Below are 569 nucleotides of genomic sequence, written 5' to 3'. Positions count from 1 at the left end.
GCGGCCGTCGCCAGCGGCCGCGCCCGGTTGATCCACCGGAAGGGATAGAGCTGGGCGAAGAAGTAGACGAACGCCGGGACGACCAGACGCTCCCAGAAGCTCGCGACCCGCAGCCGGGCCATCTGCGCCACCAGGTCCAGGTCGTTGTCCACGGCCGCCGCGCACGAGCCGGACAGTCTGCGGCGGCTCGTGGCGGCGGCCGTGGACAACGACCTGGACCTGGTGTCGCAGATGGCCCGGCTGCGGGTCGCGAGCTTCTGGGAGCGTCTGGTCGTCCCGGCGTTCGTCTACTTCTTCGCCCAGCTCTATCCCTTCCGGTGGATCAACCGGGCGCGGCCGCTGGCGACGGCCGCCGCGGGCGGCTGCGTGCTGCTGCGGACGGAGACGGCGGTGGCGGCGGACGTGCCGGAGGCGATCCGGCAGGCGGTGATCGACGACGTGTCGCTCGCGCGGGCGGTGCGGCGGGCCGGGGGCCGGATCTGGCTGGGGCTCGCGGAGCGGGTGGACAGCGTCCGCCCGTATCCGGGGCTCGGCGAGCTGTGGCGGATGATCGCGCGGAGCGCGTACGC

At 74.0% G+C, this 569-nt stretch carries 2 pseudogenes; one reads left to right on the top strand and one right to left on the bottom strand.

Features of this window, described 5'->3' with window-relative positions:
• A pseudogene (locus CCN56_RS45515) lies at positions 1 to 161 on the bottom strand (glycosyl transferase family 2); the annotation flags it as partial.
• On the opposite strand from CCN56_RS45515, the pseudogene CCN56_RS41455 reads away from it, so the two are divergent.
• Positions 160 to 569, top strand: a pseudogene (locus CCN56_RS41455) (glycosyltransferase); the annotation flags it as partial. The pseudogenes CCN56_RS45515 and CCN56_RS41455 overlap by 2 nt on opposite strands.

The sequence above is a fragment of the Streptomyces sp. NRRL B-24572 genome (genome assembly GCF_002156145.1).
Classification (GTDB): domain Bacteria; phylum Actinomycetota; class Actinomycetes; order Streptomycetales; family Streptomycetaceae; genus Streptomyces; species Streptomyces vietnamensis.
This window is presented reverse-complemented; position numbering and strand designations above follow the sequence as displayed.